Origin of the sequence: Vreelandella arcis (assembly GCF_900103865.1) — a bacterium.
In the GTDB taxonomy this organism is placed as follows: Bacteria; Pseudomonadota; Gammaproteobacteria; order Pseudomonadales; family Halomonadaceae; genus Vreelandella; species Vreelandella arcis.
This window is the reverse complement of the sequence record NZ_FNII01000017.1, coordinates 1-23,187: the sequence shown is the minus strand read 5'-3', so window position 1 is coordinate 23,187 and position 23,187 is coordinate 1. Positions and strand designations below refer to the sequence as shown.

Sequence of the window (23,187 nt, the reverse complement as noted above, 5' to 3'; positions counted from 1 at the left end):
TTCGCGCTGGTTCGATTCCCCTTTATAAGCACTTAAAACGTATCTGCAAGGGGAACCGATATGCTCCACCAGCGCACTGCACTTCAACCGCCTACTGCCAAGCACCAACCGACGCTTAACCGCCGCGCCTTGGCGCTGGCGGTTCACTTTGCCGCCGTCGGATTACTGACCGTGCCGCTGCTATCGCAGCCCGCCATAGCTCAAGTCACCCAGCAGCAAGCACGCCACTATGATATTGCCAGCGGCCCGGTCAGCAGCGTCATCAACCGATTCGCCGCCGAGTCGGGTGTTTTTATCAGCGGCGCTGGCGAGCTGGGGGAAGGCCGCCAAAGCCCCGGCCTGCAAGGCCAGTATCGAGTCGATGAAGGGCTGGAGCGGCTATTGGATGGAACGGGGTTAAGGGCTGTACGGCAGGGTGATGGTAGTTATCGGTTGGAAGAGCGGGCGGCTGATGTGGCGTTGTCGGCGCTGGAGGTAACCGGAAAGCGCCTGCCTTACGGCATGACCGAGAACAGTAATTCCTATACGAGTGAAAGCGCTACCATCGGCTTGGGTGCGCAGTCGGTGAAGGAAACGCCTCAGTCCATTAGCGTCGTAACGCGGGAACGCTTGGATGACCAAGGGACTACCTCATTGGCCGAGGCCATACGCAATGTCACTGGTATGACCGTGAGTGAGTACGGAACCAATCAGTACGAAATCAAAACACGGGGATATAGCGTCGATTCCTTTCTGATGGATGGCAGCCCTGCTCAGAGTGCAGGAAGTGCCTGGGAAAGCGCTGGAGTATTTGACACAGCCCTGCTTGATCGTATTGAGGTTCTACGTGGGCCTGCGGGGATTATTCATGGATCCGGAGAGCCCAGCGGTACCATCAACCTGGTGCGCAAACGCGCCCTATCTGAAAACCAATCCTCTGTTTCCCTTTCTGCCGGTACGAATGATGCTTACCGGGGTGTTGTCGACGTTACCGGCGCACTGGACAGCGAAGGGCGAGTTCGAGGGCGCTTCGTTGGCGTCTATGATGATAGGGATTCTTTCATCGACCACGTCTACTCAGAGAACCAGGTTGGCTATGGCACATTGGAGTTCGACTTATCTCCCGACACGACGCTTTCAATGGGCGTAACTGTGCAGGATGAAGAATTCCGCCCCCACTCTGGCTTACCCACCTACAGTGATGGCACATTCACGAATGTAGACCGCTCTACCTACCTCGGATCCGACTGGGACAAGCAGAGCGGGGATGCGCAGCGCTATTTCTTGGAACTTGAACATCGCCTCGCCAACGGTGGCGAATTAACGCTGAAGGCCAATCGGCTGGATCGCGATGCCAATCTGAGAAAAAGTAGTGAGGGGATGCTTCCCGCAGATCGGGGCACCGGCGACTTTTGGATCCGCCAGCTCGCTTGGGAGCTTGAGAAACAGGACGATTATTTCGAGGCACAGGTTAACTCACCGTTCCAATTGGCTGGGGCGACCCATCAAGCTGTGATTGGAACCAGTTACCAGAATAGTGAGCTAAGAAATGAGTGGACCTACGGTGACCCTCAATACCTTCCTCAGAATCTATTCGATCCAAAGAATGACCGAGCTGAACCAGATTTCGATGGCCCCCCCGGTCAGAATGAGTTTGTTGTTGAACAATATGCCACTTATGGACAAGTTCGCTTCAACATTATAGATGATTTCACGATTGCTCTTGGTGGTCGTGTCAATTGGTGGGAAACGGATAACTTGCTTGGTGGTGAAAGGTCCAGTGACGATGGTACTGAATTTATTCCTTACGCTGGCTTAATCTATAGACTCAACGATGAGCTCAACATATACACCAGTTACACAGGTATATTTCAACCGCAAACGGCTATGGATAGCGATGGCGATCCTATCAAGCCAAGAGAAGGTGAGCAGTACGAGGTCGGCGTTAAGGGCTCCCATGCTGGGGGTGACTTGAACTGGCATGCTGCAGTCTTCCGTATTGAAGACACCAACCGCGCCTATGCTGACCCTAATAATCCTGGTTTCTCAATTCCAATTGGTGAAGCAAGGAGTGAGGGCTTCGAGCTGGAAGTCAGCGGTCAGCTTTTGCCCCGTTGGGATCTCAGTGCAGGTTACGCCTATACAGAGACTGAGTTCGTGAGAGATGCTAACTCGGAGGGGCTCACGCTTTCACCAGATACACCGAAGCATAACTTTAATCTGTGGTCACGTTACCGCTTCAGCGACGATCCTAGTCAGGGCTGGCGAGTCGGTGCCGGCATGAATACAGTCAGCAGTCTTTACGCCAAAAGTGACGATAACTTTATTGAGCAAGGAGGCTATACCACAGTATCAGCCATGGTCGGCTATCGTGTCAGTGAAAATTTGGACTTTTCAATAACTGGCAATAATCTGACTGATAAAAATTATTACTCTGCCGTTCGAGGTGTAACCAAGCATAACTATTACGGCGCACCACGCAACTTCATGGCGACGATGAAATACGAGTTTTAATGAATGAGAATGTAACATTGTAGAAAAGGTGCCTTTCTCAGCCCTGCTTCAGTGGGGCTGAGTGGTGTGTAATGGTCATTGAAAAAAATGAAAACTGGCAAGTTCCTCCCCGGTTTCTTTTTTCTTCTGAAGGAGTTCACAGTGAGGTTTTATAAGCTTTTATTAATATTATGGTGCCCCTCTTATTTTTTTATTAGCTTTTTTTTGATTTTTAACCCGGCACTGGCAAATAAAGCGCCCTCTTCTACTTCGGTTTTTGACTGGACTGTTGCGGAAGCACTCCTTGCGTTGGATCCTGGCCCTGTTCTTATGGGTAATGTTTCGGGTTTCCACACATGGACCGGTAACAGCTATACTGATGCTGATATCACTAGTGTTGGGAGCCAAATATTTCCTAATATGGAACTGTTAAGTAGTATTGGTTCACACCGTATACTCCTTGCGCCTCGACAGACTCGTATGGGCGTTATGTTGGCAGATATTGCACCTTTTTCTATTATTCACAATTTCCCTTTTGCGAATGATATTGATGACGACTTATGGGCGCGTTTCGATTCATTTGTACTTGAAGTTGGGGCACTGGCAGGCAGAAGACATAAAGCAGAGAAGTTGGTTGCTAACACTCAAGTCCATTTGCGTTCTCTGCAGAGTGCATTGGAACCACAGCCACCTTTATTGATTATCCAATTAATGAATGAACAGTACATGCGAGTATATGGCGAAAATAGCCTGTTCCAGGGGGTGCTAAAGCGGCTAGGGCTAAGTAATGCATGGAAACAACAGACCAATCAGTGGGGGTATTCACTGATCAGTATAAGAGAGCTCTTCAATGTTGAAGATGCGAGACTGGTTATCATAGAAAGTGGAAATCCCACAGGTATCGAACACAATATCGAAAATAGCGGCATGTGGCGTTACCTTCCTAGCGTCCAGCGTGGAGATTTTGTCGTATTACCATCTTCGTTTTGGATAGGCGGAGTTCACCCCTCTGCTCGACGATTTGCTGACGCCCTCGTCGAGGCACTGGAGGAACCGACCACTCCCTAGCGACGCTCTGTCATCTGCGGGCTCTTCATCGCCTTATGATTTGTAATGATAAGTATTATCACTTATTGTTTGCATCTGGTTTTGCCCCTTTTTTTGGGGGCAGTTGGCACAGGCAATCAATGGCAACGGGCGATGGTATCGATAAAGCAACAGGGCGGAAGCGAGGTTCCTTTCGACGCCCTCTATCACAATCATCATAGCTGGCTGCGGCGCTGGTTGAGCGCCAAACTGGGCTGTTCCCATACCGCTGCTGACCTAGCGCACGATACCTACCTACGCATACTGGCGCGGGGCACTACGCCAGCGCCGGAACAGTCACGCCGTTTTTTGACCCAAATCGCCAAAGGGCTGGTCGTGGACCATTACCGCCGTCGGCGAATCGAAACCGCCTATTTGGAAACCCTCAGCCTGCTTCCAGAGACAGTCTCGCCTTCTCCCGAGGAGCAAGCACTCACTATCGAAGCGCTGGTAGAGATCGATACGCTGCTCCATGAGCTTCCCGACAAGCCTCGCCGGGCTTTCCTTATGTGCCGCCTGGATGGCCAGAGCTACCAAGACATTGCCGAGACGCTGAGTGTCTCGGTCTCTTCGGTAGAGAAATATATCGCCCGGGCACTGCTGGCCTGCCACCGTGCGATAAGCGAATCTCAACCCTGAGTGAATGCCATGAGCCGCACGTCCGCCGACGCCTCCCAGAAGACCATCGATCCTGCCGTGCTAGAGCAGGCCAGCCTGTGGATGGCGCGACTATGGAGCGACGACATTAGCGAGGCGCAGCGCGACGCTTGCCTGGCCTGGCGACAAGCATCGCCTGAACATGAGCGAGCCTGGCAGCAGTTGCAAGCGATTGATGGCCGGTTGGCCGCACTGCCGCGTCACGCTGCTCGTAGCGAGCTTTTTTCGTCTTCCCAGGTCTCCCGGCGGGGCTTGCTGCAATGGGGTGGCTTGGCTGTGTTGTTGGGCGGGCTGGGGTTTGGACTACCGCGCACGCCCCAGTGGCAGCGCCAGTTCGCCGACTACGCCACTGGTATTGGTGAGAGTCGCGAACTGACGCTGAGCGATGGCACTCATCTGGTGTTGGATACCGATACTGCCATCGACGTAAGGTTCGATGCTCACCAGCGGCGACTCCACCTTCTGCGTGGCGGGGTGCTGATCACCACGGCAAAAACACCGGACGCCCGGGCGTTCAGCGTTATGACCCAGGAAGGGCTTTCTTATCCGCTGGGAACCCGCTTCAGCGTGCAACAGCATTCTGACAGCACCCAAGTGGCCGTTTATGAGGGACGGGTGGCCCTGGAGCGGCGTGGAAGTGATGAGCGGGCGACGCTGGATGCTGGTCAGCAGGCTGCCATGAGTGCTGATGGGGTATCGCCACCGGCGCCCTTGGAACCCGCTGGATTGGCCCGCTTTCAGGGGCGGCTGGTGGCCGAAGGCATGCGAGTTAGTGACGTGGTCGAGATATTGGCCCGCTATCGCCATGGCGTGGTGCGCTGCGCACCGGAGGTGGCCGACCGGCGGGTGAGCGGCGTGTTCTCGCTGCAAGATACCGACCGCGCCCTGGCTAGTCTTGCCGATGCACTGTCATTAAAGGTGGTCTACCGAACGCCATTATGGGTTACGGTCGCGTCGCGTAATACTCACGAAAACTAGAAAGAAAAAATTCAGAAAACATTGAGGGATTCTCGTTCTCGTTCGGAATGGGAGATGTAGACATAAAAATGCATCACTTAACGGGGATCCTCATGACGACACAGCAAGCGCACTCACGCTTTATCCGAACGCCTTTGGCCCGCGCCATTTCGCGAGCCATTCAATACGGCCTGCTCGCCGGTTGCTTGGTAGGCCTACCCGCTACGGCGCTTGCCCAGCAAGCAGCAGGGCAGAGTGCCGCCGCTTCGCAACGCTATTCCATTGAAGCAGGACAGCTCGATACGGCTTTAAACCGTTTCGCGGTCAGTGCAGGCATCGAGATTGCCTTCGATGCCACCTTGACCGCTGGCAAGCAAACCGCTGGGCTGCAGGGCAACTATGGAGTCAGCGAAGGTTTGGAGCGCTTGCTGGCAGGCACAGGCCTTGCACCCCTGCGCAGCGCCGATGGTAGTTATCGGTTGGAGATCTTGAATGCGCGAGCTGATCAGAACTTAGAAACCGTTTCGGTCTACGGCACCCTACCTGCCCGCTATGAAGGCCGCTACGCCGACTCCTCAATGCGTCTTCCTAAAGACATTATTGATGTACCACGAACAATCGACGTCATTCCTGAACAGTTCCTGCTCGACCAACAAGCAAGAGAAATGGCCGATGCCTTCCGCCTTTCGCCCAATGTGGTTGTGGGTGATGGTTATGGCGGCACCCGCGAGCAGGCACTGATTCGCGGCTTCGACCGCAACGATAATTTTTATCGGAACGGCGTGCCTTTTAGCCATGAAAGCCGCATTGATCCGGCAACTATCGATAACATTCAGCTCATTAAAGGCCCCGTTGCAGATATTGGCCGTATGTCGCCAGGTGGCATCGTCAATATAGAAACCAAGCAGCCACAGTTTCAACGTGAGCATTCAATCTCGACAACTTTCGATGAGCATGGGCAACGTCGTGGAACCGTTGATCTCACTGGCCCTGTCGGTGACAGTCAAAACTTGGCCTACCGGATCACAGGCTCCCTTGAGGACAGCGAAACATTTCGCGATACCTCGGTCGATAGGCAGTTTCTATCCTCCGCATTGCTCTGGCAGGGGGACTCCGGTGTGCAAGTAGGATTTAATCATGAGTACTCTAGGGATCGAAGAGAGATAGATAGGGGATTAATTACGGTACCTTATGGGGATTCGCAGCGTAGATTAGCGGATGTTCCTTTTGACACTCGCTTTGATGGTAATATCCCAAACGAACGAGACCATGAGTATCACCTAGCTGAGCTAGACATTGTAATTCCGTTGGCAGATCCAGCCTGGGAAATCGACAATAAGGTCTTTTATTCTAGAGCAACGTCAGAGGATCTACGTGCCGAAGTCATCTCTGTTGGCGACGATAGAGAAACATTGTCCAGGCGTGTCGGTGCCAACCAGGACGGCGTACGGACATACAAGTTTGCCCGCTCTCAGCTCATCGGTGAAATCGATGCGGCTATACCTATACGAGTGGCAACGGGGGTTGAGTATCGAGAGTTCAGCCATGAGTGGCGTTACTTAGGCGGAAATTCTCAGGTTGGGGGCACTGTCTCATCGCCTGACTCTTTCACTCTTATCAATGACCTAGATTCCCCCAGTAGCGACCAATTTTACGACGTTAGTCAAAAATCACATGGCGTATTTTCGGCTACCGAGTTCTCGCTAACGGATACAGTGACGCTTGACCTTGGGCTTAGATATGAGATATCCGAGAACAGTTACCATAGCGATAACTATTTGACAGGTTCAACAAGCGATATCGACTCAGGTAGCAGCAGTAAGCTTACGAAGGGAATCGGATTGGTCTGGGAAACCATGCCGGGCCTGAATCTATACCTCAGCTATGCAGACACATTCGAGCCTCAAAATATATATGTAGGAAATCAAGAAGTCTTTGAGCAGGATCCCCGTGAGGGACAACAGGTAGAAACGGGCATAAAATGGAGCTCAGCCGATAACCGTTACTTTATTACTGGGGCTATTTTTGATCTTCGCGAAGACAATGTGGTCGAAAACATCAATGGAGAGCCTGTTCCAACGGGTGGTATCAGATCCCAGGGTATAGAAATTTCCATGGCAGCTAACCCCATAGATGGCTTCAACTTGCGTGGCGCCATTGGTTTTCTTGATGCTGAGATCGTCAGCGATAATGATGCAACAAACGGTAACCAACCACGTAACGTCCCTGATACGACTGCTAGCCTTTGGGCGAGCTATGAATTTCAGAACCCAGAAAGTGCGCTTCGAGGGCTAGGTATCGGCAGCGGCATTACCTATGCAAGCAACCGCTATGGCGATAACGGCCATAGAAACAACATTGGCGAGACTCTCCGTGGCTTTGAGCTTGGTGACTATACCGTTGTTGATGCCGGACTCTGGTACTACCTACCTGTTGGTAGCGGTGATCGCTTACGTTTCGACCTAGGTGTCAAGAACGTTACAGATGAAGAGTATATTGTTGCCTCAGGAGGCAACACTCGTATAAGCGTGGGTGACCCCAGAACATTCTATAGCGGTGTTCGCTTTGAATTCTGATTGAATGCACGACACGCTCAAAAACAAAGGAAGGGGGCGCGCCCCTTTCCTTCTGCTCTCAATATTCATCGTTGGTCCGTTCAAGAGAGATCATCATGCCGGGTTTCACGATTGCCCTTAGGCTTTCATTTAATAGCGTAGTGGCAATGGTTGTCATTGCGGCTTTAACGCTGCCTACTAAAAGCCTAGCATCTTCTAATGCCCCAACTATTGCCGCTCTCGATAGCCGTATTGTTGAAACACTAATTGCGATGGAGTTGCCCCCAGTTGCATTTACCTATCCCGGATCTCAATATTACTTATCTAACTCCAGTTTATCGGGTTCCACTAACCTTGGCTTAGCCTCCCAGCCCAACTTGGAGCTTCTTAACCAATTTTCACCACAGCAGATTTTGATTTCTCCGTACTTAACACAGATTTCTGCTCAGCTGTCAGGCATTGCCAAAGTAGTGATCCTAACTCCCTATAACAGCGAAAAACGAACAGGCCGTTGGCGGCAACTGACTTCTTTCACACGGAAGCTAGGCAAGCACATCGGTGAGATGAAATCCGCAGAAAGCTTGATACGTGAAAGCGAACATCAGCTCCAGGTATTGCGGGATAGGCTCCCTCGTGACCAGCCCCCCTTTTTAATTATTAGCTTTATGGATCACCGCCATGCTCGGGTCTTTGGGAACAACAGCATGTTTCAAGGTGCCTTGGAGCAGTTGGAGTTGACCAATGCCTGGCAAGGACAGAACAATCACTTGGGTTTTACGACTGTCAGTATTGATGCGTTGATCGACATTGACGCTCGTTTAATAATCTTAGAAAGCCCCTATGCTAACAGCCCCGTTCATGAACAATTTTTCGCGGAGGGTATTTGGGGGTATATGCGTAGCTTGCAGCGCGGGGATGAGATCTACTTGCCAGCAACATTTAGTCATTTCGGGGCCTTACCTTCTGCACGCCATTTTGCTGAGCTCTTGGTCGAGACACTCGAAGCGACTACAAGCTAATAGCATGCTTAGTCGATATTTTGATTCATATCTTTTGGACGACTTTATATAAGCAAAACTAATACCCCATTAGCAGGATGATTTTTAGTTATCCAGGCTGCCCGTTACCTTAGTGCGATGTTTTCAAAGAGCAACGCTAATTCCGGCAACGGAGGCAGGGCAATGTGGGAAAGTTATATCACCGGGCTGGTAGTGTGCGGCGGAATTATCATGGCGATCGGGGCGCAGAATGCCTACATCCTGGGGCTGGCGATTCGTCGTGAGTATCACTGGTGGTCGGCGGGGCTGTGCATGAGCGCGGATATTATCCTGCTCACCGCGGGCATGTTTGGCGTAAGTGCTTTTCTGCTGACGATGCCCAGCGCGCTGGAAGCCATGCGCTGGGTGGGTGTAGTGTTTTTAAGCTGGCTGGCGGCTCAGGCGCTGTTTAGAGCCTTTAGTGGGCGGCAAGGGTTGAGCGCCGAAGCAGGCAAAGCGCGCAGCTTAACCAAAGTGATTTTCGCCACTCTTGCCGTCACCGTGCTTAATCCCCAGGTGTATCTGGATACGCTGCTACTGATACCCACCATTGGCGCCCAGCAGGAGAGCGCCGGGGTTTTTGTGGCGGGGGCATCTACCGCGTCCATACTCTGGTTTAGTCTGCTGGCCTGGGGCGGCGCCGCACTTTCGCCCTGGCTTTCAAAACCCATCGCATGGCGCATTATCGATGGTCTGATTGGCTTGATGATGGCGGGTATCGCTGTCCATCTTGCCCTGGGGGCATCCTATCCTGGCTAAACCGCTCAATGGTTAATGGCGACTGGTTTTTAATGACGGCTAAAGTAGGCCTCCATCACCGCGATGACTTTGTCGATATCCGTGTCATTAACATCGCGATGGGCAACGAAGCGCGTGGCGTAAAGCAACTCAATCAATATGCCATGCTCTTTTAGCCAGGCAGAGAGGGGCTTTACGTGTTCGTCGGGAAAGCGAACGAACACCATATTGGTTGCCTGGGCGGTAATCTCGACGCCAGGCAGCTTTGCTAAACCCTCTGCCAAGCGCGCCGCCCGACGGTGATCGTCGGCCAGATCCGCCACGTGATGATCCAGAGCATGCTGACAGGCGGCGGCGATAATGCCCGACTGGCGCATGCCGCCACCCACCACTTTACGCCAGCGCCGAGCGCGGTCGATCAATGCTTGCGAGCCCACCAGTGCCGAGCCGATGGGCGTGCCAAGCCCCTTGGAAAAGCATAGCGAGACGCTATCAAACGGCAGGCAAAGCTGTTTAAGCGGGATGTCGCTCGCCACGACGGCGTTAAACAGTCGTGCCCCGTCCAAGTGCGTGGCCAGGCCGCGTTCCCGGGCCAGTTCGGTGGCTTTCAAAACGTAATCTGCGGGCAGCACTTTGCCACCAATGGTGTTTTCCAACGCCAGCAGCTTGGTGCGTGCAAAGTGAAAATCGTCGGCTTTAATCGCCGCGCTGATTTTCTCCAGCGGCAGCGTGCCATCGGCGGCGTTCTCAATAGGCTGAGGTTGGATGCTACCCAGAACAGCAGCACCGCCACCTTCATAGCGATAAGTGTGGGCTGACTGCCCCACAATGTACTCATCACCGCGCTCGCAGTGAGCCATTAGTGCCACTAAGTTGCTTTGGGTGCCGCTGGGAAACAGCAGTGCCGCCTCTTTGCCAGCTTGCTCGGCTAAATTTTCTTGAAATGCGTTGACCGTTGGGTCATCGCCCCACACATCATCGCCTACCTGCGCGGCCATCATGGCGTCTTTCATGGCAGAGGTTGGACGGGTCACCGTATCACTGCGTAAATCAATCATGCGCATCTCCTTTATTGTGTGGGGCAATCACTCGGAAGCGTTTTCCCAAGCAAGTTCTGGGGAACCATCTATGGTTAACAGCATACTGCAAGTCTCTCAAGCAAAGGCAAACAGATGGATCTGAAAAGTGGTTATCCCTTTTGGGCGGTCAAAAATGGCCTATTGAAAACCTTCCCGCAGTTGACGCGTGATCACCAAATCGAAGTGGTGGTGATTGGTGGCGGTATTACCGGCGCACTCATCGCCTATGAATTGAGCCGCCATGGGCACCATGTAGTAGTGCTGGAACGTCGGGATGTGGGCTGGGGAAGCTCAGCCGCCAGCACGGCCTTGCTGCAGTACGAAATTGACACCCACATGACAGAGTTAGCCGAGCGCTACGGAGAGGCTGATGCAGTACTCGCCTATCGCGCCTGTGCCGAGGCCATCGGTGAGCTTGAAACCTTGGCCGCCGGCATGGGCGATGTGGATTTTGAGCGTCAACTAAGCCTTTATTATGCTAGTAACGAAGAGGATGTCGCGTCACTCAAGGAGGAGTTGGCCCTGCGCCAAAAGCACGGTTTTGATGCCGAATGGCTTGAAAGTGAAGCTGTTTTGGACGAGTACGGCTTTGTAGCACCCGGCGCTATTCTTACTCAGTTAGCCGCCAGTATTGATCCCTACCGTATGGCTTATCAGCTATTTTCCAGGGTTGTCGAACTCGGCGGGGAGGTGTATGACCGCTCGCAAATGGAGACGATGGCGCCGGATGACAAGGGTGTCACGCTCACGCTGGCCAATGGTGCCAAGCTGCGTTGCCAGTATGTGGTGATGGCCGCAGGGTATGAATCGCAAACCTGGTTGCCCGAATCGGTGGCGTTTAACCGCAGTAGCTATGCGTTTATTACTGACCCGCTACCACCAGAAGCGCTAGGTAAGTTACGCAGCACCATGGTGTGGGAGTCAACGCGCCCCTACCTTTATATGCGCACCACGCGAGATGGGCGACTTCTTGTGGGTGGTGATGATGACGACGAAGATATTCCCAAACGCCGCGATGCCCGGGTAGAGGAGAAAGTCGAAGGGCTAGCACGCAAGATAGAGGCGCTATGGCCTAAACTCGAGATTAATCCCACGTTTTCATGGGGTGGTACCTTTGCTGAAACCGACGATGGCCTGCCGTTTTTTGGCCCCCATGACGCTCAGGGGCCGCGAGTGCATTTTGCCATGGCCTATGGCGGTAACGGCATCAGCTATAGCATGATTGGTGCCAAGCTGATCCGGGCGCTGATCGAGGGCAAGCCACATCCTCTCACCGAGCTGTTTTCTTTCAAACGTCTTACACTTGGCAGCAAGTAGGCAATCAACCAACCTTGCCGTTATGCATATCTGTCGGGGAACGACCACCATGCAAGATACGCTGCACCTTCGAGCGCTGGAGCGCAATGACCTGCGCTTTGTGCATGAACTCAATAATAATCAAAGCATTATGTCGTACTGGTTTGAGGAGCCCTACGAATCTTTCGATGAGCTGGAAGAGCTTTACAACAAGCATATTCACGATAACGCTGAGCGTCGCTTTGTGGCCGAAGAGTCCCTGGGTAACCCCGTCGGCCTGGTCGAGCTGATCGAGATTGACTACATCCACCGCAGCGCGGAGTTTCAAATCATCATCGCGCCGAGCTATCAGGGAAAAGGGTTCGCGCGCACGCTGATTTATCAGGCGCTGCACTACTCGTTCACCATTCTCAACCTGCACAAGGTGTTTTTGATCGTTGCGGTAGAAAACGTCAAAGCCATTCATTTGTATCAACAAAGCGGCTTTGTGGAGGAGGGGCATCTGGTGCAGGAGTTTTTTATCAATGGCCGTTACCGCGATGTGAAGCGAATGTATATCCTGCAGGATCACTTTCTGGCGACGTTGGCCGACATCGAACACTCGGAACTCGCGGGGCTATAAAAGAGCTGGATAAGGCGATAAAAAACGCCTCAAAAGAGGCGTTTGCGGCACTGTTTATGGGCGCTAGCGAAGGTAGGCCGCAATGGCATCAAATGCAGCGCGTTGTTTCTCGGCGCGTGTGGCCCACACGTTGAGTACGTCAACGTCGGCTCCGCGTCCCTGGCTGAATGATAACGGCATGGCGTTAACTCCTGTATGGGTGGAACGTAGGGATGTGGGGGAAATAACCCACCATGTTGCGAAGCAACATAGTTAGCACAGAAACGAATATAGGGGGTTTCTGCTCATCTATCTAGTGTTTAAGACGTAGTCTTTTAGCTTATCTTTGTAAGCATATGCTTACAAATCGAGCCAATATTACTTAGCTTATTGAATGGAATAGCATTTCATAAAATGAAAAAGCCGAGCGATGGCTCGGCTTCGTTGTTTGTTTTTCGTCTAACGCGATAAAGAATTTTTCAGTGACTCGCAGTAATCCGCGAATGCGTCACTGGCGGCACGCTGCCAGTAGGCGTGTTGTGCCCAAAAGCGGAGCACTTCGTTATCTGGTGTTGAGCATACATTGGATGAAGACATCTGCGTGGCCCTCCTATTGGGACTACGCCATGAGTATAGCAGCTTATTGCTGCAGTGCAGCAATAAAAGGTTGTCAGGCCCGCTATACGTATGCATCGGAGGGTAGGGGAGCGTGTGCTGGGCATGTTATGACCGCTTAGTGGCCCTTACTCACTGCGAAATTCTGGCCAACGTTCGCCACGTGCCGAATTGCAAAGACGAGGCGCAAGTGGTTCATTTGATTCAGCAGTTTACTATTCAAATTGAACATTAATCGTCAGCATGGAGATAGCGAATGCGCCTGCGAATTATATCGGATCTACATTTGGAGTTTTTTGACGGCGATAGGGTCTTGCCAGACGTGGATGCCGATGCAGCGATTCTGGCGGGTGATATTCACCGTAAGTGCGAAGGTTTGGCCTGGGCCCGCAACCGCTTCCCGGATACGCCGATTATCTATGTACCCGGCAACCATGAATTCTACGGTACGTGCATGCCACTACTTCGCGAAGAGCTGGCACTTGAAGCCGAGCGGCTGGGTATTGAGCTGCTGGATAACCGTGCTGTAACGCTAAATGGGGTGCGCTTTTATGGCTCCACTCTGTGGACCGATTTCGCGCTTTATGCCGGTGACCCGACTCGCAACCCGGAAGAAACAGAAGCCAAAGCGAAACGCTATATGCCCGATTTTAAAATCGTCCAATCCTCGCCCGGCGTAAAGTTCACACCGCTGGCGAGCCGACAGTTGCATACTGAAGCGTTAGCATGGCTTGAGCGCGAGCTAGACCAGCCGTTTGACGGCCCTAAGGTGGTGGTTAGCCATCATGCTCCATTGCACGACTGCGTTCCTGACCAATACTTGGGGGACACGTTATCTCCCGCGTTTGCTTCTCACCTTCCGCAGTTGATGGGCAAGATGGATTTGTGGGTACATGGGCATGTTCATGAGCCCGTGGATATGCTGCGTGACGGTACGCGCATTGTAGCGAACCCCGGAGGGTATCCTGAGGAGTTTACTCCTGCGCTGTTCAAGGCTGATTGGGTAATAGACATATAAAATGATCTATTTCAATAGATTATGGTTGTTGTCAGCTTATCTGTGGTTATCTTTTTGATCCCTTGAGGGGCTGCTACTTTGGTTTGAATTTCGATAGCTATGCTTGTGCCAAATTGGCACGATACGTATTTTTGTATGATGTATTACTTTTGCAAAAACTCCCCCAATTTTTTATTGGAATCGATAATAAAAAAGGTATGTGTCATATGTTCCCGAAGATCAAAACCATGCGTGTCGTTCCCGTGGCGGGCTACGACGGTTTTTTGCTTAACCTTAGCGGCGGCCATGCCCCTTGGTTTATCCGCTGCGTGGTCATCCTTGAAGATGACGCGGGTAACCAGGGCGTTGGTGAGATTCCTTCCAGTGGCGGGATTCTTAAGGGATTGGAGCAGTGTCGCGCGCTGGTAGAAGGCTCGCAGATCAATCATATCAAGCACACCCTCAATCAGGTTCGCCTTCAATTAGCGCAGAACGGACGCGAAGAGCGGGGCCGTCAGACGTTTGATTTGCGCGTCGCGGTACATGTGATTACGGGGATTGAATCGGCGCTATTAGATCTCTTTGGCCAGGCGCTAAACATGCCGGTGGCTGATCTGCTCGGCCAATATGGAAGGCAACGGGATGAAGTCGAGGCATTGGGTTACCTGTTTTTACTAGGTGACCCTGGCAAGACAGACTTGCCGTATCCCACAGCGCAGAACCCTCAAGATACCTGGGACGAAATACGCTACCAAGAAGCCCTGACGCCCGAAGCCGTAGCTAATTTAGCCAAAGCCGCCTATGAGCGTTATGGGTTTAAAGACTTCAAGTTAAAAGGCGGTGTATTGCGGGGTGAAGAGGAGGCCGATTGCATTCGAGCACTCCATGAAGCCTTCCCTGATGCTCGATTGACGCTTGACCCCAACGGTGCCTGGACGCTTGATGAAGCGGTGCGAGTACTGGAGCCGATCAAGCACCTGCTGAGCTACGCCGAAGACCCCTGTGGCCAGGAAGAGAGCTACTCCGGGCGCGAGACCATGGCCGAGTTTAAAAAACGCACCGGTCTGCCGACGGCTACCAATATGATTGCGACAGACTTTAAACAGTTGCAGTACGCCGTTCAGCTTAATTCGGTTGATATACCGTTAGCGGACTGTCATTTCTGGACCATGCAGGGTGCGGTAAAAGTCGGTGAGCTTTGCAACGAGTGGGGCATGACCTGGGGTTCTCACAGCAATAATCACTTTGATATTTCGCTCGCCATGATGACCCATGTAGCCGCCGCTTGCCCGGGCGAGATTACCGCGATTGATACTCACTGGATCTGGCAAGATGGCCAACGTATTACTAAAGACCCCTTGCTCATCCGTGATGGCAAGCTGAAGGTCCCCACCACGCCAGGGTTAGGCGTTGAACTTGACGAAGAGAAGCTTATGGAGGCGCACGCTCTTTATAAGTCGCTGGATACCGCGCAGCGAAATGATGCCATGGCCATGCAGTTTCTGATTCCTGGATGGGAGTTCGATCCGAAGCGGCCGGCTCTCGTTCGTTAGAATGTTAGCAAATTTCTTTAAGGGCCAAGCCAGCATCATCACCCAAGGAGAGATAGGCCAAGTGAGCCAACGCTCGACTTTGGTCTAGTTTTGACATCTCTCTATTGTAGTACCTCCAGGAACACACTAAGTTCTAGGTTGTATGATGTATTACATGAGACGTAAGCAATAGTCTGTCGATCGGTTTTGATCAAGGGCGTTGAGTATTGCTTTAAAACGCATGTAAAGACTTTTTCTCAGTATATGCACAAAGGAGTAGACACAATGTACAAAAACAACAAAGCCATGCTGACACTAGCCGGCGCCGTCGCTTTATCCTCGATATCTGCAGCGGCGCTCGCTGACTACCCTGAGCGCGACATCCGCGTGATTGTGCCTTGGGGAGCCGGTGGTGGAACCGATGGTATCGTACGTAAGCTGACCACCATTGCAGAAGATAGCCTCGATGTTTCCATGTATGCAGAAAATATCGAGGGTGGCGTTAGCGCCACCGGTATTGGCCAGCTCATGAGCTCCCGTGCTGACGGCTATACCATCGGTGCGTTGACCTACGACAGCTTAGTGACCGTGCCTTGGCAAGGAATGCTGCCGAGTTACGATGTTGATAAGTTAAAACTGATTGCGCGGGTGACGAGTGAGCCCGATGCCATCGTCGTTGACGCCGATTCCGACTATCAATCGATCCATGACCTGATCGAGGCGGCTAAGGCAGATCCCGGTGAGGTTCGCATTGCCATTCAGAATCTGGGCGGGCGTATCCATCTAGCGATCCTGCAGTTTCAAGAGTTGACCGATACGGAGTTCAGAATCATCTCTTATCCTGGCGGCGCTGCCCCTCAGAAAGAAGCCATCCTGTCCGATGAGGTCGATGTTGCTCTCACCAGCCTGGGCGATTTTTCCAATCTCCTAGACGACGGCACCGTGCGAGGCCTCGTCGAGTTTTCGGATACGCAGAATCCTACCTATCCCGATGTGCCCACCACGGCTGATGAGGGGATCGATCTTCAGATCGGTAGCTTCATCGTTTTCGCAGCACCAGCAGACACTCCGGAAGAGGCCATCGCGACGTTAGAAAACGCTTACAAAACGGCGTACGACAGCGATGAGTTTCAAGAGTGGGTGGCCAATGTCGGGGTGACGCCTAACTGGTTGGGCACCGATGAAGTGACTCCCTGGGCTGAGCAAACGGCTGAGTCGCTATTTAGCGAAATGGATGCGCTGGTCGAAGCGGGCGTTATGTCCAAGTAATTAGCAGTTTGTAGCGCGTGGCATCGGTAGCCGGTGCCGCGACTAGCCCAATTAAAAGGTTCTGAGTCAATGAATAACGTCGAGCGATTCAGACGGTCGGGAGTGCTTTTTCCAGCTTTCTTGCTGATATTGACGACAATCTATCTGGCAGAAGCGGTAAGCATACGATCGCAGTTTGGTGGCGACACCATAGTCGGGCCGCGTTTCATGCCCATTCTTATGGCGTTCATTATGTATGCGGCGCTGCTCGTTGTGATGGTAGGTGAGTGGCGTAAAGATGCAGAAGCTCCCACAGGCGGTTCTCTCCTGAGGCCATTATTAATTGTGGTGGCAACGGGCATTTATATCGCCGCATTTCGCCCCCTGGGTTACGTGCCTGCCACGCTGGGTTTTGTAGTGGCGCTGTTTCTTATCTTTGATTTTGAGAGAAAGCGCCCCGTTTTCTTTGTGCTGTATGCCATCGCAGTAACCGCTCTCTTTTATGGGTTGTTTGCCGGTATCTTCGGGGTGCGGCTGCCACCCCTGTTGGGAGGATTTTGATGGAGACATTTGTCAGTTTCCTGGGTGGTTTTGAAGCATTGCTAAGCTGGGAAGTACTTGGCTTCATGATTGCCGGCTTCTTGATCGGTACATTTTTTGGGGCGATGCCTGGTCTTACGTCAGTGTTGGCTATTGCGCTGCTGCTACCCATTACCTATACGATCGATGTGGTTCCAGCGTTGGTCATGTGTGCTTCTATTTTTATGGCGGGAATGTATTCCGGAAGCATAACGGCCACGACCATCAATATTCCCGGTGCGCCCTCCTCAATGATGACCGCCGTGGAAGGCAACGCCTTGATGTTAAAAGGGCAGGGCGCCAATGCGCTAGGCCACGCGGCGCTGGGTTCGATGATCGGTGGTTCGATCGGCGCGATATTGCTCATGGCGTTCATGCCGATTGCGGGTGAACTCGCACTGTTGATCCGTACCCCAGGGAAGTTCTCACTGGTTCTTTTCGCACTGGTGGTGATCATCCTTGTCGACAAGGGGGCCATCGCCAAGGGGATTGTCGCCACTACGCTGGGTATCATGCTGGCCACTGTGGGGATCGATGTCCTCCAGCCGATTCCACGCTTCGAGTTCGGCACCGAACTACTGGTCGAAGGTATTGGCTTAATGCCGGTGGTGATCGGTGCGTTTGCGGTGAGCGAGCTGCTGGTGCAGGCGCAGAATTGGAACCTATCTCTGGAGGGCACTCTGAAGCGGGCGAAGGACTTAAAAATTCGTCGGCGTGATTTTATTCCGCCCTGGTCCGAAATCCGTGAGGTGGGGTTCTTCACCTATATTAAGAGCGCGTTCATAGGCTATGCCATTGGCATTCTGCCCGGCGCGGGTGGGTCGATGGCCGCTTTCGTGTCCTATGCCGATGCTAAGCGCGGTTCAAAGAAACCCGAGGAGTATGGCAATGGCAGCCGTGAAGGCATTGCGGCGGCTGAGTCGGCTAATAACTCCATGTGCGGCGGTGCCTTCGTGCCGATGCTGATGTTCGGGATTCCGGGCGATCCAACCACTGCCATCGTCCTTGGCGTTTTGGTTATCAATGGATTACAGCCAGGGCCGCGTCTCATTGAACAGCAGGCTGATCTTATCGCGCCCATGTTTGCTTCGCTGTTTGTGAGCGCCTTGATACTTGTTCCGCTGACGCTGTTCCTGTTCGGGCCGTATTTTATTCGCATTGTTTCGATTTCTCGCGGCCTGCTCTACAGCGCTATTGCTGTTGTAGCGCTCGTCGGAAGCTATGTAGCAACCTACTCGATTTTCCAGATGTATTTGGCACTAATGTTTGGTGTGCTGGCTTTCTTCCTGCGTAAACATAATTACTCGGTAGTGGCTATGCTGCTGGGCTTCATCCTGGGGCCGGACCTGGAGCAGTATTTGCGACGATCCTTGTCGTTCAACGACGGTAACCCGATCGTCTTTCTGACGAGTCTGGACAGTCTGGCTTTCCTAGTATTGACCGTGGTGTTCGCCTATCTGATTCTTCGCAAGAAACCGAAGCTCGACGCCATTCCCTAGCTTGCATGCAACAGTCGATATCGCCTTCAGTACTGCTCCTCCAGAGCGGCTGGGGGCGTCCTTCTCTGCCATCAGGATGCCAACATGACAACAAAAACTCGCCCCTTACCACGTACCGGGGGAAAAGTACTGGTTGACCAACTCCTTATACACGGCGCCGATAGTGGCTTTTGCGTGCCTGGGGAGAGTTACCTGGAAGTGCTTGATGCCCTCTACGATCAACGTGAGCATTTCACCCTCTACAACGCGCGTCATGAGGCCGGCGCGGCGAACATGGCGGAGGCCTATGGCAAGTTAACGGGTCGCCCTGGGATTTGCCTGGTGACACGCGGCCCTGGCGCCTGCCATGCGGCTATCGGCGTACATATTGCCCAACAGGATTCGACGCCCATGATTCTGCTGGTCGGCCAGATTGACCGCGGTTCTATGGATCGGGAAGCGTTTCAGGAAATCGACTACCGGGTCATGTTCGGCGGTGTGGCTAAATGGGTCACACAGATCGACGATGCTCGCCGAATTCCCGAATACATGGCGCGCGCCTTTCGGGTCGCGACCTCAGGCCGTCCTGGCCCCGTGGTGCTCGCGCTTCCAGAGGATATGCTGACCGATATCGTAGAAGTCGATGATGCGCCGCCCTATACGCCGTCGCGGCCGGGCGTCGCAGTTGAAGAAGTCGAGAAAATCGCTGCCCTTGTGACACGTGCCGAGCGACCAATGATGCTGATAGGGGGTTCAGGCTGGACGGATGACGCCTGTGCGCAGATACGTACCTTCGCTGAAACCAATGGCATTCCGGTAGCCTGTTCATTTCGACGTCAGGATATTCTGGACAACGCCTCCTCATCTTATGTCGGTGATTTCGGTACCGCCGTGGTGCCGTCACTGATTAAACGTCTTGCCGAGGCCGATCTGCTATTCGTTGTCGGTGCCCGGCTAGGTGAGATGACCACCCGCACCTACACCACGCTGACGTCCCCAAACCCCAACCAGACACTGATACATGTGCATATCGACCCCGATGAAATAGGCCGTGTGTTTAGTCCAGCGCTGGGCGTTGTTTCGGCCCCTGATAAACTGGCCGAAGCGTTAGCACCCCGCGATTGGGCGCAGCGCAGCCGCTGGAGTGAGTGGTGTAAAACGCTTCGCGACGAGTACCTGGCCGATATTCTGCCCCCGCAGCACGATTACCCACTCGATATGGGCGCGGCGATGCATGCGTTGCGCGATAGCTTGCCGAAAGATTGTGTTGTTACCCTGGACGCCGGAAATCATACCGGGTGGGCGCAGCGCTTTCTGGCTTACCAGCGCCCTGGCAGGATCATTGGTTCAACCTGCGGTGCGATGGGGTACTCGGTACCTGCCGCCGTGGCGGCTTCTTTACGTGAGCCCGATAAGTGTGTGCTGGCGTTTGTTGGCGATGGCGGCTTTATGATGAGCGGTGTCGAGATCGCGACCGCCGTACAACATGGCGGGCGGCCCATCGTGTTGCTGTTCAATAATGGTACTTACGGCACGATTCGCATGCACCAGGAGCGTGAACACCCCAACCGCGTCTCGGGAACCGATCTAATGAATCCGGATTTCGGCCAGTTGGCAGCAGGGCTTGGTGCGCATTTTGAGCGCGTCAGCGATACGGGCAGTTTCAAGCCCGCTCTGGAGCGGGCTATGGCGTCGGGTCGCCCTGCCGTGATTGAACTCGTGACCGACCCCGAGCGGATTTCGACACGCACCACCGTCACGGCACTGCGTTCAGCGAAAGCCAGTTCATGAAGAGATCAATCCTTAAAGAAGGGAGCGGGAACGATAATCTTGTTCTCCTGGCTGATTAGATAACCCGCCTCGGCGCTTTTCTTGAGATAGGCGGCCCAGTCCGGGTCGTTCTGCATGGCGGCGCGCCGCTGGCTGCGGTCAGCGGCGTCTTTGAACACCCAGATATGCACATACGAGTTCACATTGCCGGTTTCGACGGGACCATAAAGGAGTGGCTCACCTAAATGGCGTGTTTGAATCGGCCAGCCGTGCTCTTGGTAGAGCGCCATCTGCTTCTTCAACGTGCCGGGGATGCAAGTGTAAGTACGGTGGTCATAAAGCATGGTGATGCTCCTTTGGTGGTTTTTCAGTTGCAGGGACTAGGCTGGCGGTTCAATGACGCTGTTAGTAAACAAGGCAGTATCGGGTTTCGTCATAGGGCAGAAGGCTTAGCCAATGAGGCAAGCTTGATCAATGGGATTGCCTTGAGAGAGACCTCAGTAATATATAGCATGTTGTATGACATCATACATAATGGCAACCCAAATTTGCACACCGAGCTTGAAGGGTTCCGTGGGGCCAAGAAGGTTTTAATGGCTAGCAGGTGATGAACTTATTTCGCCAGCATACGACTGCTACTTTGGTTTAAATTTCACTAGTTCTGCTTGCGCCATGCCAAGGCAATACTTATCTTCCTAGTTGTATGATGTATTACATTAGATGTTGGCTGGCCGACAATGCCTGCTCATTCAGGGGTCAACACATTCGCAAAGAGGGCGCAAAGTGACGTTTTCCAGACAAGCAGTAACCAATGCTATCGGCGATGGCCTGCTATCGTTCCCGATCACGGACTTCGATAGCCAGGGGCGTTTTGATGAAGCGAGCTATCGCAAGCGGCTTGAGTGGTTCATCAGCCATGAAATTTCAGCGGTCTTCGTCGCGGGGGGGACGGGGGAGTTCTTTAGCCTGTCGCTAGACGAGTATCGCGAGATTGTCCGCGTGGCGGTCGAGGTGATCGATGGTCGCTTGCCGGTGATCGCCAGCGCGGGCTTAAGCGTTGAGACGGGCAAGGCGTTTGCCAAAGCCGCTGAAGAGGCGGGCGCTGATGGCATTCTGTTGATGCCGCCTTACCTAACCGAGTGCCCGCAGGATGGCTTGGTGGAGTATGCCCGCCAAATTTGCGATGCCACGTCAGTCAACGTGATCTATTACAACCGCGGCAATGGTATTTTGACCGCCCCCTCTGTTCAGCAACTCGCCGATCTTTGTCCTAATCTGGTCGGGCTGAAAGACGGTAAAGGCGATATTCAAGCGTTAAATAAAATCGTCAAAACCGTCGGTGACCGGCTGGTGTATATCGGCGGCGTGCCCACGGCAGAAATTTTTGCTGAAGCCTATGTCTCCATTGGCGTGAATACCTACTCATCGGCCGTTTTCAACTTTGTACCGGAAATGGCCGTGACGTTTTACAAGGAGTTGCGCAAAGGCAATAAAGAGGTTGTGAAACAGATCACCAATGACTTTTTTATTCCTTTCGTGGATATCAGGGATCGAAAAGCAGGCTATGCCGTTAGCCTTATTAAAGCAGGCGCTGAGATTATTGGCCGTCCTGCGGGTAGTGTCCGCGCCCCGCTCACTATGCCAACCAAAGATGAGTGCCAGCAGCTTGAAGGCCTTATTGATGTAGCAAAAAAGCACTCATCATAAGTTTTCCAGCTCATTATTGACTCTATAAAGAGCAATGAGTAAGTAACGACCAACAATAAGAGGATGTTAGACATGCACACCAACAATAACTGCATAAGCGCCAGCCCAATGAAAACCAGCTCTTTGAAAACACTAGCACCCACTGTCAGTGTTATGGCTCTGATGGCCTTTGCACTGCCTGCACAAGCAGAGGATTGGCGTGGCTGGAATATTCACCCGGACGGTTACCCCAATACGGTAGCGCTGGAGGAGTTTGCCGACGCCGTAGCGGAACAAACGGATGGCCGTGTGACCCCTCGCGTTTATAACAATGCCGTGCTGGGCGATCAGTCGGATGCCATTGAGCAGACCCGCAACGGCGCGCTGGACTTTGCCAACTTCAATATGGGACCGATGGGCCCCATCGTTCCGGAAACCAACGTGTTCTCGTTACCCTTTTTGTCCTGAATTCAAACATTAAGCGCAGCACCTGCGGTTTTTAGCGCCCCTGAATACTCTCCCAGGAACACTTGTGCCGGTGTCCGATACCCCAAGCGTTTTCTGGGGCGATTGTTCAGCTTGGCAACGACTCTCCTCAGTGCTGAGTCGCTCACCTTTCGGAAGTCCGTTCCTTTCGGGAAATACTGGCGAATCAGGCCGTTGGTATTTTCATTGGTACCACGCTGGCATGAGCGGTACGGGTCACAAAAATAGGTCTTGGCCGAGACGGCCTTGGCAACCTGTCGGTGCTCAGCGAATTCCGAACCGTTATCCAAGGTGATGGTCTGCACTGCGCCTCGGCGT

The 23,187-nt window shown here is 53.0% G+C and carries 20 protein-coding genes; 17 read left to right on the top strand and 3 right to left on the bottom strand.

Features of this window, described 5'->3' with window-relative positions; all coding sequences use genetic code 11:
• The first annotated feature begins 60 nt into the window (after nt 1-60).
• The 7 genes from BLR97_RS16690 to BLR97_RS16660 all read left to right on the top strand — a co-directional run bounded on the left by BLR97_RS16690 (nt 61) and on the right by BLR97_RS16660 (nt 9,523).
• Complete coding sequence (locus BLR97_RS16690; protein WP_089707659.1) at nt 61-2,493, top strand: TonB-dependent siderophore receptor; 2,433 nt, start codon at nt 61-63, stop codon at nt 2,491-2,493.
• Between the two features lie 87 nt (nt 2,494-2,580).
• Complete coding sequence (locus tag BLR97_RS16685; protein WP_089707658.1) at nt 2,581-3,540, top strand: ABC transporter substrate-binding protein; 960 nt, start codon at nt 2,581-2,583, stop codon at nt 3,538-3,540.
• Between the two features lie 132 nt (nt 3,541-3,672).
• Nucleotides 3,673-4,197, top strand: a complete 525-nt coding sequence (locus BLR97_RS16680) for a sigma-70 family RNA polymerase sigma factor (protein ID WP_089707698.1) — start codon at nt 3,673-3,675, stop codon at nt 4,195-4,197.
• Nucleotides 4,198-4,206: 9 nt separating this feature from the next.
• The gene (locus BLR97_RS16675; protein WP_244511345.1) at nt 4,207-5,193 is read left to right on the top strand and encodes a FecR domain-containing protein; all 987 of its coding nucleotides are present in this window, start codon (nt 4,207-4,209) and stop codon (nt 5,191-5,193) included.
• 92 nt (nt 5,194-5,285) lie between these two features.
• Entirely contained in the window at nt 5,286-7,748 is a 2,463-nt protein-coding gene (locus tag BLR97_RS16670; protein WP_089707656.1) for a TonB-dependent siderophore receptor, read from the top strand.
• A gap of 95 nt (nt 7,749-7,843) precedes the next feature.
• Nucleotides 7,844-8,746 (top strand): ABC transporter substrate-binding protein, encoded by a 903-nt coding sequence (locus BLR97_RS16665; RefSeq protein ID WP_089707655.1) that lies wholly within the window; start codon nt 7,844-7,846, stop codon nt 8,744-8,746.
• A 162-nt stretch (nt 8,747-8,908) separates the two neighbouring features.
• Complete coding sequence (locus tag BLR97_RS16660; protein ID WP_089707654.1) at nt 8,909-9,523, top strand: LysE/ArgO family amino acid transporter; 615 nt, start codon at nt 8,909-8,911, stop codon at nt 9,521-9,523.
• 29 nt (nt 9,524-9,552) lie between these two features.
• On the opposite strand, the gene ltaE is transcribed toward BLR97_RS16660, so the two are convergent.
• A complete protein-coding gene (gene ltaE, locus BLR97_RS16655; RefSeq protein ID WP_089707653.1) occupies nt 9,553-10,560 on the bottom strand; it encodes a low-specificity L-threonine aldolase in 1,008 nt (335 codons plus the stop codon).
• Nucleotides 10,561-10,674: 114 nt separating this feature from the next.
• Here ltaE and BLR97_RS16650 point away from each other — a divergent pair, with 114 nt between their 5' ends.
• From BLR97_RS16650 to BLR97_RS16615, 8 genes are all read left to right on the top strand, one after another.
• A complete protein-coding gene (locus BLR97_RS16650; protein ID WP_089707652.1) occupies nt 10,675-11,898 on the top strand; it encodes an NAD(P)/FAD-dependent oxidoreductase in 1,224 nt (407 codons plus the stop codon).
• 49 nt (nt 11,899-11,947) lie between these two features.
• A complete protein-coding gene (gene speG, locus BLR97_RS16645; protein WP_089707651.1) occupies nt 11,948-12,499 on the top strand; it encodes a spermidine N1-acetyltransferase in 552 nt (183 codons plus the stop codon).
• Nucleotides 12,500-13,349: 850 nt separating this feature from the next.
• Nucleotides 13,350-14,111 carry a metallophosphoesterase gene (locus tag BLR97_RS16640; RefSeq protein WP_089707650.1) on the top strand — a complete coding sequence of 254 codons (762 nt, stop codon included), beginning with the start codon at nt 13,350-13,352 and terminating at the stop codon, nt 14,109-14,111.
• 206 nt (nt 14,112-14,317) lie between these two features.
• On the top strand, nt 14,318-15,643 hold the full coding sequence (locus tag BLR97_RS16635; protein ID WP_089707649.1) for an enolase C-terminal domain-like protein: 1,326 nt from the start codon (nt 14,318-14,320) through the stop codon (nt 15,641-15,643).
• A gap of 264 nt (nt 15,644-15,907) precedes the next feature.
• Complete coding sequence (locus tag BLR97_RS16630; protein WP_089707648.1) at nt 15,908-16,891, top strand: Bug family tripartite tricarboxylate transporter substrate binding protein; 984 nt, start codon at nt 15,908-15,910, stop codon at nt 16,889-16,891.
• A gap of 69 nt (nt 16,892-16,960) precedes the next feature.
• Complete coding sequence (locus BLR97_RS16625; protein ID WP_089707647.1) at nt 16,961-17,431, top strand: tripartite tricarboxylate transporter TctB family protein; 471 nt, start codon at nt 16,961-16,963, stop codon at nt 17,429-17,431.
• Nucleotides 17,431-18,948: a tripartite tricarboxylate transporter permease gene (locus tag BLR97_RS16620; protein WP_089707646.1), complete on the top strand. Its 1,518-nt coding sequence runs from the start codon at nt 17,431-17,433 to the stop codon at nt 18,946-18,948. The genes BLR97_RS16625 and BLR97_RS16620 overlap by 1 nt, the downstream gene beginning before the upstream one ends.
• A gap of 84 nt (nt 18,949-19,032) precedes the next feature.
• Nucleotides 19,033-20,718: a thiamine pyrophosphate-binding protein gene (locus tag BLR97_RS16615; RefSeq protein ID WP_089707645.1), complete on the top strand. Its 1,686-nt coding sequence runs from the start codon at nt 19,033-19,035 to the stop codon at nt 20,716-20,718.
• A gap of 5 nt (nt 20,719-20,723) precedes the next feature.
• Here BLR97_RS16615 and BLR97_RS16610 read toward each other — a convergent pair whose 3' ends face one another.
• The gene (locus tag BLR97_RS16610; RefSeq protein WP_089707644.1) at nt 20,724-21,041 is read right to left on the bottom strand and encodes an NIPSNAP family protein; all 318 of its coding nucleotides are present in this window, start codon (nt 21,039-21,041) and stop codon (nt 20,724-20,726) included.
• Between the two features lie 439 nt (nt 21,042-21,480).
• On the opposite strand from BLR97_RS16610, the gene kdgD reads away from it, so the two are divergent.
• Together kdgD and dctP are read left to right on the top strand one after the other, a co-directional pair.
• Complete coding sequence (gene kdgD, locus BLR97_RS16600; protein WP_089707642.1) at nt 21,481-22,404, top strand: 5-dehydro-4-deoxyglucarate dehydratase; 924 nt, start codon at nt 21,481-21,483, stop codon at nt 22,402-22,404.
• A gap of 72 nt (nt 22,405-22,476) precedes the next feature.
• Entirely contained in the window at nt 22,477-22,851 is a 375-nt protein-coding gene (dctP, locus tag BLR97_RS16595) for a TRAP transporter substrate-binding protein DctP (RefSeq protein WP_340147945.1), read from the top strand.
• Nucleotides 22,852-22,853: 2 nt separating this feature from the next.
• On the opposite strand, the gene BLR97_RS16590 is transcribed toward dctP, so the two are convergent.
• The coding region (locus BLR97_RS16590) for an IS30 family transposase (RefSeq protein ID WP_139172962.1) at nt 22,854-23,187 on the bottom strand (334 nt) is incomplete at its 5' end.

Bases quoted from the DNA above. Each gene is read 5' to 3' on its own strand.
- BLR97_RS16635 (WP_089707649.1), top strand. From the start codon at position 14,318: ATGTTCCCGAAGATCAAAACCATGCGTGTCGTTCCCGTGGCGGGCTAC.
- BLR97_RS16610 (WP_089707644.1), bottom strand. From the start codon at position 21,041: ATGCTTTATGACCACCGTACTTACACTTGCATCCCCGGCACGTTGAAG.
- BLR97_RS16690 (WP_089707659.1), top strand. From the start codon at position 61: ATGCTCCACCAGCGCACTGCACTTCAACCGCCTACTGCCAAGCACCAA.
- BLR97_RS16660 (WP_089707654.1), top strand. From the start codon at position 8,909: ATGTGGGAAAGTTATATCACCGGGCTGGTAGTGTGCGGCGGAATTATC.
- BLR97_RS16615 (WP_089707645.1), top strand. From the start codon at position 19,033: ATGACAACAAAAACTCGCCCCTTACCACGTACCGGGGGAAAAGTACTG.
- BLR97_RS16625 (WP_089707647.1), top strand. From the start codon at position 16,961: ATGAATAACGTCGAGCGATTCAGACGGTCGGGAGTGCTTTTTCCAGCT.
- speG (WP_089707651.1), top strand. From the start codon at position 11,948: ATGCAAGATACGCTGCACCTTCGAGCGCTGGAGCGCAATGACCTGCGC.
- dctP (WP_340147945.1), top strand. From the start codon at position 22,477: ATGCACACCAACAATAACTGCATAAGCGCCAGCCCAATGAAAACCAGC.
- BLR97_RS16620 (WP_089707646.1), top strand. From the start codon at position 17,431: ATGGAGACATTTGTCAGTTTCCTGGGTGGTTTTGAAGCATTGCTAAGC.
- BLR97_RS16675 (WP_244511345.1), top strand. From the start codon at position 4,207: ATGAGCCGCACGTCCGCCGACGCCTCCCAGAAGACCATCGATCCTGCC.
- BLR97_RS16685 (WP_089707658.1), top strand. From the start codon at position 2,581: ATGAAAACTGGCAAGTTCCTCCCCGGTTTCTTTTTTCTTCTGAAGGAG.
- BLR97_RS16665 (WP_089707655.1), top strand. From the start codon at position 7,844: ATGCCGGGTTTCACGATTGCCCTTAGGCTTTCATTTAATAGCGTAGTG.
- BLR97_RS16650 (WP_089707652.1), top strand. From the start codon at position 10,675: ATGGATCTGAAAAGTGGTTATCCCTTTTGGGCGGTCAAAAATGGCCTA.
- BLR97_RS16680 (WP_089707698.1), top strand. From the start codon at position 3,673: ATGGTATCGATAAAGCAACAGGGCGGAAGCGAGGTTCCTTTCGACGCC.
- BLR97_RS16670 (WP_089707656.1), top strand. From the start codon at position 5,286: ATGACGACACAGCAAGCGCACTCACGCTTTATCCGAACGCCTTTGGCC.
- BLR97_RS16630 (WP_089707648.1), top strand. From the start codon at position 15,908: ATGTACAAAAACAACAAAGCCATGCTGACACTAGCCGGCGCCGTCGCT.
- BLR97_RS16640 (WP_089707650.1), top strand. From the start codon at position 13,350: ATGCGCCTGCGAATTATATCGGATCTACATTTGGAGTTTTTTGACGGC.
- ltaE (WP_089707653.1), bottom strand. From the start codon at position 10,560: ATGATTGATTTACGCAGTGATACGGTGACCCGTCCAACCTCTGCCATG.